Raw genomic sequence first — 8,811 nt, forward strand, 5'->3', positions numbered from 1 at the left:
ACAGGCCCCGGGTGGGCAACCGGCGAGCTGTTCTCCCACGCCCCACCGCCCGGCGCGAAGGTCCCCGCGACCATCGGAGGAGCCAGCCGATGACTCCCGACTCCGCCCGGCAACACCTCCGCGATACGTGTACCGCGCTGTCCTGCCCCGTTCTGATTCGCCTGATCGGCGAGATCGACGACCACGGAGCCATCCCCGCACGCGCCCTGACCCGGACTTTCGCGGACCTCCCCACCCACCGGGTCCGGCAGGTGGTCGAGCAGGCGGATGCCCTCGGGCTCCTGACCCGAACCACCGGAGGGCTGGACCTTTCGTCAGCCGGCCGCGACCTCGCCGACCTCTACGACGCCACCGCCCGCTGGGCCCGAAGACACCAACACCCGGCCCCACTGTGCGACCTCGCCGGGCGGATCCGGCACACCTTCGCCCTACTGGCCACCGGGACACCCCACCCTCGGGTTTCCGGCGAGGAGCGCGACGTGGGACTCGCACGGATCGAAGAGCTGATGAGCCGATGGATCCACGCCCACCGGCGAAGCCGGGACGCCTACGGCGTCACTACATAACCCCTCGCCCGGATCGCCCCCTCACCGCTGCCCCGCTGCTTCGCGCCGTCGGCCCTCCCTCCCGAAACACGGAGATCCATGCCACCCCACGACGCCCCTCGCCCGATCGACGGGGACGTGTACGTCTCACCCCGCCACCTGGCCGCAGCTACCCCGACCGGTGACGCCGCTCTCCAACCCCTGCTCGACGCGGGATGGGAAATGGCACACGACGACCTCGGCAACCTCCACGTTCACGCACCGGACCGCAGGATCCGTCTCGGCTACCTCCCCGAGGGCGAGGACGACGGCCTGTGGCGCATCAACGCCTACGAGGACCCCTTCGGCCCACCGACCTGGGGAGCCTGCTTCAACAACACCTGCCCCACCGAGTTCGTCCACGCCTTCACCACCGCTCTCGCCCGGGCGTACAGCCGGGGCCCGCAGGCCTACCTGGCGTCACCGAGCCCGATCCGCGAGGGCCGTGAACCGGCCCTCGCCATCGACCCTCTCGTCAACCGCGGATGGCGCGCCTCCCATGACCGCCGGGGCACCCTGGAACTCCGCGCCCCCGACGGGCTCGCCGGACTCGCCATCCCCACCGGCCGCCTTGACCCCGAGAAGGAGTTGACCACCCGCGACGCCCGCTGGCAGTTGTGGGCCGGCACCTCCAACGACCACCCCGCCTGGTACGCCACCGCCAGTACCCACACCCCCGTGGCCCTGATCCGGGCCGTCACCGAGTGCGTCTCCGATCCCGCTCCGCTGCCGCGATGGCGGAAGGACACCCACAGCTACATCCAGGGCATGGCTCGACTCACGCCCCTCCTTCCCCCGGACCCGCCGGGGCCGACCCCGCTCGACATGCGGCGCCTCGCGGGTCGGCGGCCCGCCGCGCTTCCCTCGCCCAGCGTCCCGCGGTGGAGCACTACCAGCGGCCCACCCCGGCCCGGCTCCCGCCGCTGACCCCGCGTCCTCCCGAGCAGGAGTTCCCTTCATGCCCCTGCAGGCCGCCGAGTTCTTCGACGAACTCTGTCTGCCGTTCCCCGACAGCGCGGTGGTCGGTGACACCTACTACGCGATTCCCGTCCCGGCCGGGCCCTGGCGGCTGAGCATCGGCTTCACCCGGACCATCCACACCGACACATACGGCGGTCTGCGAACAGCCGTCCTCCACACGGAGCGGGGCGAGATCGACGCCGTCGCCCTCGGATTCATCGACCACGGCACCTTCCATCGCCGGGACGAAGCCCTCAACACCCCGCGCGGCAGCAAGCGCTACGGAACCTTCGACACTCACCACCGCCCCGGCCACCCACCCTGGGAAGGCGTTGTCACCACCGGACTGCGAGACGCGATCGAGCGCTACACCCACATCTGGTTCCCCGGCGCCTGGACGGCGCCCATTCCCATCCGCGCCGAGGGCCGAATCGCCGGGAGAAGTGTCGTTCCCCTGCCGGCTCCACCTTCGGGCCGAAGTCGCTGAGGTACTTGTTCTTTGAGGGCCTGTCCGTCCACCCATCTGCTCCGTGTCTTTTCCACCGTAGTTGTTGTAACGCCAGCGCCACCTACGCTCGCGCGGAGAGCACTCGCCGATATCATTAGCTGTCGCGACTGCCGCCGGGTGGAGTGCGGGAAGTACTGGGGCGGGGAACACCACGCCGTAGTGGCTGCTGGGTCACCCGGTTATAACAACGAAGGCCAATTGCCTCATCGCGCGGTAATGACGCAATGCAGGAGATGGGGGCGCGGCAGTCATACCGAACCCCCACCGCGCCCCATCGGCACCGTCAATTCTGCGTGGTCAAGGTGCCGAGGATGAGCAGGTCACCGGGCACGTAGACATCGGACAGGTGCATGCGATTTCCTGCGGGGAACAGGAGGTTCTGCAACGCGAAAACCGAAGCATGCTCGAACGAGATGCCCTTGATCGCGCTCTCGACCGTCTCGGGGAAGATCCGCTCCATCTCGCTCTCCAGATGGCGCTTGGGTCCGCCCTGATTGGTACACGGTCCGTTCCCCGAGACGCCGTGGGTGGTGACGGTCGGGGTGGCCTTCGGGTTGACGACGGAGATCTCCTGATTTCCCCCCTCCCCGGACACGGTCACGTCGTAACCGCCCTCGATCGTCAAATCGAAATCCGTGCTCCCCGGGTTCGGAGGGTAGCAACGGCTGTCGACGCAGACCCACCACTCGAAATCGATCTTCTTTTTCAGGTTCAAGCCGATTTTGAGCGCCCCCGTCTCGCTGGGCGAGAAAAGCATACCGTCCAGGGGGAACGTGACCCGGTCGTAGTTGTTCTTGTCGAAGCGGAATGTGTGGGTGTACCAATGACCCATGCTGTATCCGTCGAGGTCCGGCCACTTGATGGTGGCGTTGACCGATCCCGAAACCTTGGCTTTCCAGGTCTTGCTCGAATCGTCCGGGTCAACGGGCGACGCAGTGAGGCCGTCACCCTTGAACCCTCCGGCCAGAATTGCCTGGAACATGATCCTGGTGTTGATCATCAGTGAGACGTCGTACCCGCTCGGCACGGGTTCGCTGACCACGAGCGTTGTATCGTTGCAGGGTTGTCCGTCAGTGGTGATGAACAATTGCAGCAGATCCCTGCCCCCGTTGGTCTTCCGTGTCCGCACGGAGAACTGGGACGGCTTCAGCTCATGGAGCGGGCTGGTCTGACTGCAGTCGATCGTGTTGATCCGGTAGACGATTCCCTTCTCCGCGAAGGCGCTCTTCAATGATGCATCGAGCACATCGATGTTTTCGCCGTGGATGTATTTCGCCGAGAAGTCTCCTTTGCTCAGCTCCAATGCCACCGCGAAGGTTTTTGACTGGGGGTCGCGCGGTTTCACGGTACCCGCCACCACCTCGATCGGGAGCGTGCACTCCACTCTCGGGGCCTCGGCTCCGCTCTCGATTTTCAAGGTTTTCCACTTGCCCCACGTGATTTTCTCTTTGTGCTCCTCGTATTTCAGGTCTTTCAGATTTGTCTCCTCGGAGACCTCCAGTGCCCCCTGCCTGGTGTTCCCGAATTCGACTTCCTGGGCGATCACGACCTGCTTTTCCTGGCCGTTCAGGAACGCCAACTGAGGCTTTCCCAGAGTGATTTCGACGTCCAGAGAGGTTGCGTAGAACTTCTCCATGATCTCGCGGATTTCGCCACTCCATCCCGCGTAGGCCACGGTCATCTTCCCGCCGGGGTTGTCCTTCTCGTAGAGGGACTGGAGGATGTCGTTGACCTTGACGCGGTCCATGTTCAGCACGGCGTCCCAACCGCGCAGCGCGCTGCCGCTCTTGAACATGTCTTGAACCAGGCTGTTTTCACTGCTCATGGGCATGTGGCGCGTCCCGAGGATCAGCGCTTCGTCCGGGTACTGGGCGGTGATGTGGAAATCCAGCTCCACAGTGGTGTGGGGGCCGATGAATTCCACCCCCTGGTTGGCCTTGAGCTGTGCGGGTACGCCGATCTTCCATGTACTGAAAGGCGTCACGTGAGTAATCTTCTTGTCGAACGGCCCGTCTTCGCCCCCAAATTTCAACTTCCCGGTCTTCCGGTCGTATTCGTAGGGGCCGAAGTGTCGTTCCACGGTGCGGAAGGTGAGAACGCGCTTCGTCTTGTCCCGGTCGTAAAAGGGTGAACCCCCGTAGACCAGCTTCAGCACATACGTGCCCTCGGCGCTCTGGACTCCGTTCACCCGGGCGATCACCTTGTTCACCCGTACCATCGCGTAGTTCTCGAACTCCCGGGCGTCGGAGGGGATGGTGAAGGAGTACTCCCCGTCCAGGAGTGCCTTGACGGGCACCCCTTCCAGTCGGTAGGTGATGGGCTCGGGCACTTTCTGCGGCCTCGGCTGCAGAAAGTGGATACCGTTGACGATGGCGGCCTGCTGGTCGGCGATCACCTGAATGAGGCCGGTGATGTCGAAGGACGCCGGTCGGGTCGGGACACCCAGGTACTCGTACTGCACGGCGCCGTCCTGCTGCACCAGAACCCGGGCCAGAGCGGAGAGCGTCTGCTTGAGCTGGAACTCGGCCTCGCCCGTCAGGCCGATCAGGTCGATGTGCTCCACCTCGGGTGGATGAGGACTGCCGCTGTTCAGATTGAGGTCGAGCTGCTTCAAACGCTTTTCCTGCTTGGCGTTGAGGTCGGCGACCACCACCGAGGCGTCGGCTTCCTGCCGCAGTTGTGTCATCCGGGCCCCGGCCTCCACCCATGCCTTACCCCGCCGCGTGAGCGCCCCGAAGGCGGCCACCAACGGCTGTGACAGAAGCTTGAGGTCCTCGCTGGATCCAGCCGGGAGCAAGGTCTCCCGGAAATTGATCTCCAGCTCTGCCCACTCATGGGGGGCGGGGAGTTCCAGCTTGCCGTCCACCCTTCCCAGGGCATCCTTCATGTGCTCGATGTTCGCGGTGGTCTCGTACAGGTTGCCGGCGATCTTCGCCAATGCCTTGATGACCTCGCCCAGCCTCTTCAGCTTCGACCCGGTGAAGGCGAGCTTCAGCACCGCATCGGGGGCATTGCTCGGGGCAACGATACTGCCGCCGAGCTCGAAGAGTGCCCGGGCCACATCGAGGCCGAACTTCATCCACTGCTCGTCCTGCCAGCCCTGGACCTTGTTCTTGAAAACCTCGATCTCGCTGTTGACCTTCTGCATCTGTTGAGTAACGGCCCGTTGCAGTGCGTCAACATCGGTGACGGCCTTCGCGTACTCCTTCTGCCGTTGTTTGACGATCAGTTGATGCTGCGCGGCCACATCACCCTGGTGCTCGTGAAGTGCCTTCAGATACCCGCTGAGGAGTCTGCCGGTTTCCTTGATGCTCTGGTTGATCTCCTCCTGGTTCCTGGCCAGCAGTTCGGTCTGCTTGCGCTGCTCGATCTGCTTCTGAAGCTCGCGGAGGTCGCCACGGACAAGCTTGGCCTTCTCCAGCAGGGTTCCGACCAGAGGCCGGTATGCCTCGTACGTCATGTAGGGCACCTCGACGGCAGCGTCCTCCAGGACACCGTCCATCCTGGCCAGGAACAGCGCCCGAGCGCGCAGGGCCGGCAACTCGGCGTCGGAGGTCTCCTCCGGGATGATTCCCGCAAGCCACTCCAGGAAGCGGCGCCCCAGCGCCCGCACGCCCTCGTTGTCCGTTCCCTGAGCGGCCAGCATCGTCTCCGCGGTGGCGAGCGAGAACTGCAGGCTGTTCACCGCCGCGGTCACCAGGTCGTTCGGTGGGGTGCCGGTGACGGATGCGTCCGCCTTCACCCACGGCCGCTTCGTGGACGGCTCGACCGTGGCCGAGTCGGCGAACCTCAGGCCGTCCAGCAAGGTGTAGTGCGCCGCCGAGGGGTCCTCCGCCGAGAGCCGTAGGGCACCGAACATGTGCCCGCAGTGCATCGTGAGCGAATCCAGGGCCTGCTTCGTCAGCCGCAGCTCGGGAAGTCCGGTCTGCTCCGAGGTGTCGAGCACATGCGTCAGCAGCCGTACCGAGGCTCCCGGCACCGGTGTCGGTCCCGTCCGGGACACCTGAAGGACGTGGGTGGTGACCCTGAAGTTTTCGACGTCGGAGGGGCGGCCGATGCGCACTGCGCCGAGGTCCGTACGCTCCTGGTAGACGTCCACTGTCGGAGTGGCCAGAGTGGAGAGCCAACTGCCGCTGGACTTCGGGTAGTACGTGGCCCAGTCCGGCCGCCGGCGGCTTACCGACAGGCTCACCCCGGGCGCGTACTTGTGCAGCAGCCCTCCGCGCAGCAATCGGTCGGCGGTCGGAGTCAGGCTCCGCTCGGGCAGCAACTCGGGCAGCCCCGTGAAGGTCAGCGCGGTGGGTACCACCTTCGTGCAGGCGTTGATCAGTTCGCCACCGCCTTTGAGGTTGGCGGCGAAGATGCTGTCGTGGTCTTCCGCATACACCTTGTCCCGCCACCTGCCGGCTGTGACGGTGGCGGCCAGGTCCGGGTCACGGCTGTAGGAGAGGATCCCGCCATACTCCTTCACCCCTCCGCTCCTGCCGTAGGGCTCTGCTGTCACGGCGCGGAAGTCCAGGGCCTCCAGCCCTGTCACCTGAGAGGCACCCTCGGCCAGTTGGTCGAACAACTTCTTGACCCTGGCGTCGAAGAACGCCCGCTCGTAGCTGAAGGCCTGGTAGATGATGTCGCCGTAGGTGATCTCGGAGACGAAGTGGGTGCCGTAGACCGCGAAGAAGTCCAGGTACTTCTGAGCCTGTTCGAGTGTGGGGGTCTCGCCCGGAGGCACCGCGGGCAGCGCACTCGCCGCGGCCCGGGCGTCGGGGGTGAGGTATTCACCCGTCTCCGTCGACACCGCTGCCGTCGCCATCGGATGTTTCCTGTGCCCCTTGGTGCGCCGGTGCCGCACCAGGAGATACCCGAGCCCCGGTGTCAGGCTGACACCCAGATACCCGCCCAAAGTCTCTGCCGAGGCCGCGGCGTCCGAGTCGTGGAGCACCAGCGGTCCGGCCGGTACTTCTCCCCTCTCTCCCGCGCCCAGCTCGACCCGGTAGCCGTATACGGCAGACACCAACGACGCGGCATCAGGATGGACAGTGACGATCGGCCCTTCCCACCTGTCCACATCGGCAGTCAGATCGGGGTTCTGCCTCGTGGCGGGCGCCTTGGCAGACGTGAAGAACGCCGACGAATCATCCGATGCGCTCCACGGCCGGTATCCGTACAACAGGTTCGCGCCGTCTCCGACGACAGGCTCAACAGCCACGACATACCTCTCCGCGCCACAGGAAACTGCATTCGGTTACACCCTGCTCTTGCGTGACTCCCCACGGCCGGGCCGCTCCGACAAAGGTCACTCACTTGGAGGTGCTCGACCACTCCCTTGCGTGAGAGGGCGGCGCCCCATTGACAGACACCCCGGGCCTCAAACCCTCGCACCTGCCGTCCGCAGGTCACCGGCGGTGACAGTCAGGGACCGCCTTCCGCTTCCCGGACCGCGTCGGCAATCCGCACCCGCAAGAGGATGCCGTTGACGACAGCGCGGTGATCCTTCCACCCGCCCCTCGCCCCGGGCGACTCGGCAGGTGTGGCTCCAATCGAGCCCACTCGCTGTCACACGGCTCGCCCCGCACCAGAGTGAATTCCGCGATCCGTCGAAGAGCCCGTCACGCGATCTGGGGAACACCCTAAATGAGTGTTTGATTCCCATGTTATGGGATTTGCCGCAGTCTTAGGGGTTCATTTCTCGGTGGGTCAAATCCGGTTTGTGCTGGTTCGAGGAAGCACGCCGGTCACGCCCCGACCTTGGCTGCTGCCCGGCCCGGATGACCCGCCCGGCCAGGACGCCGGTGCTGAGGTGGCGTTTGCGTGCGGCGATACATTTTTCGTGCCTCGGTCAGCTTGCTGAAAATCTCAAAGTTCGCCAGCGGCAGACGGGTAATATTACGGAATAGCTGGCCAGCGGCGCTCAGGTTATGTCAATGTGGACAGCCTTCCCTGAGTTTCTCGGTTCGGAGAGGTGATGGCTGGTGGCGGTTCCCGGGGGTTCTGCTTTTCGTGTCGCGGTGGAGGGTTTGCGGCGGCGTGAGTGGCGACTCGGTGCGGGGCGGGTGGGGGTGGTGATGGAGCAGTTCTCTGCCGATGATTTCCACCTTGTGGTGGATGATCGGGCCGATGTGCACGTCAATTCCAAGGATGGGTGTTTCTACCTCGGTTGGTTCCCGCTCGGGCGTCCCGGTGCCGAGGGTGAGGGGTGGAGGATTGCTGTCACCGGAACGGCCACGGTGCCCGGCTACCACATCTCCTTCGGTGTGGAGACACCGGCCGATGTCGTAGCCGCCGCTGTGGCACGGGTGCTGGAGACCTCCCGCCGCCTGTGAGGAAACCGGCCCGGACGGCGGGGTTTTCCGTGCTCCTTTGCCGCGTAGCGGTGGCTGCGTGGAGAGTTGCTGTGGCTTCGCTTTTCCTCGTGCAAGGAGGCTCGGTCCGTGACGTCCTCGGAGATGACCGTCGGTGAACTCATCGCTCGCCTGTCCGCCTGCGATCGGAGCGCTGTGGTGCGGCAGGCGATGAACCCGTTCTTTCCCATGGCCCACCGCCTCGACCAAGTTCTCCAGGCCACCGATGGAGCGGGCCGGCCGGTGGTCTACCTGGCCGAGGGCCCGGAGGTGGACACCCGGCTCGGTCACCTGCCACCGGAGGTCGCCGTCGCCCTGACCTGGCAGGAACCTGTCCAGCCCTCGCCACGCCGCCGGCGCCGTACCGCCGGCGGCTGGTAGACCCCGCATCGGCTCCCCGGAGGCGCCCCTGTACCCCGAC

At 65.4% G+C, this 8,811-nt stretch carries 6 protein-coding genes and 1 pseudogene; 5 read left to right on the forward strand and 2 right to left on the reverse strand.

What is annotated here, in order from left to right:
* The first annotated feature begins 89 nt into the window (after nt 1–89).
* The 3 genes from FOE67_RS09240 to FOE67_RS09250 all read left to right on the forward strand — a co-directional run bounded on the left by FOE67_RS09240 (nt 90) and on the right by FOE67_RS09250 (nt 2,031).
* Nucleotides 90–566: a hypothetical protein gene (locus tag FOE67_RS09240; RefSeq protein ID WP_182662403.1), complete on the forward strand. Its 477-nt coding sequence runs from the start codon at nt 90–92 to the stop codon at nt 564–566.
* Between the two features lie 78 nt (nt 567–644).
* Nucleotides 645–1,511 (forward strand): SPDY domain-containing protein, encoded by an 867-nt coding sequence (locus FOE67_RS09245; RefSeq protein ID WP_182662405.1) that lies wholly within the window; start codon nt 645–647, stop codon nt 1,509–1,511.
* 31 nt (nt 1,512–1,542) lie between these two features.
* On the forward strand, nt 1,543–2,031 hold the full coding sequence (locus tag FOE67_RS09250) for a hypothetical protein (protein WP_182662407.1): 489 nt from the start codon (nt 1,543–1,545) through the stop codon (nt 2,029–2,031).
* A gap of 304 nt (nt 2,032–2,335) precedes the next feature.
* Here the strand turns inward: FOE67_RS09250 and FOE67_RS09255 are convergent, their stop codons facing one another.
* Together FOE67_RS09255 and FOE67_RS29115 are read right to left on the reverse strand one after the other, a co-directional pair.
* The gene (locus FOE67_RS09255) at nt 2,336–7,258 is read right to left on the reverse strand and encodes a hypothetical protein (RefSeq protein WP_182662409.1); all 4,923 of its coding nucleotides are present in this window, start codon (nt 7,256–7,258) and stop codon (nt 2,336–2,338) included.
* A 242-nt stretch (nt 7,259–7,500) separates the two neighbouring features.
* Nucleotides 7,501–7,628 (reverse strand): annotated as a pseudogene (locus FOE67_RS29115) (transposase); the annotation flags it as partial.
* A 390-nt stretch (nt 7,629–8,018) separates the two neighbouring features.
* Between FOE67_RS29115 and FOE67_RS09260 the strand changes: the two are divergent.
* On the forward strand, nt 8,019–8,372 hold the full coding sequence (locus tag FOE67_RS09260; protein ID WP_228473707.1) for an SPDY domain-containing protein: 354 nt from the start codon (nt 8,019–8,021) through the stop codon (nt 8,370–8,372).
* 108 nt (nt 8,373–8,480) lie between these two features.
* Nucleotides 8,481–8,771, forward strand: a complete 291-nt coding sequence (locus FOE67_RS09265) for a hypothetical protein (protein ID WP_182662413.1) — start codon at nt 8,481–8,483, stop codon at nt 8,769–8,771.
* Nucleotides 8,772–8,811: the final 40 nt, after the last annotated feature.

It is taken from the genome of Streptomyces calidiresistens, assembly GCF_014141525.1.
Classification (GTDB): Bacteria; Actinomycetota; Actinomycetes; order Streptomycetales; family Streptomycetaceae; genus Streptomyces; species Streptomyces calidiresistens.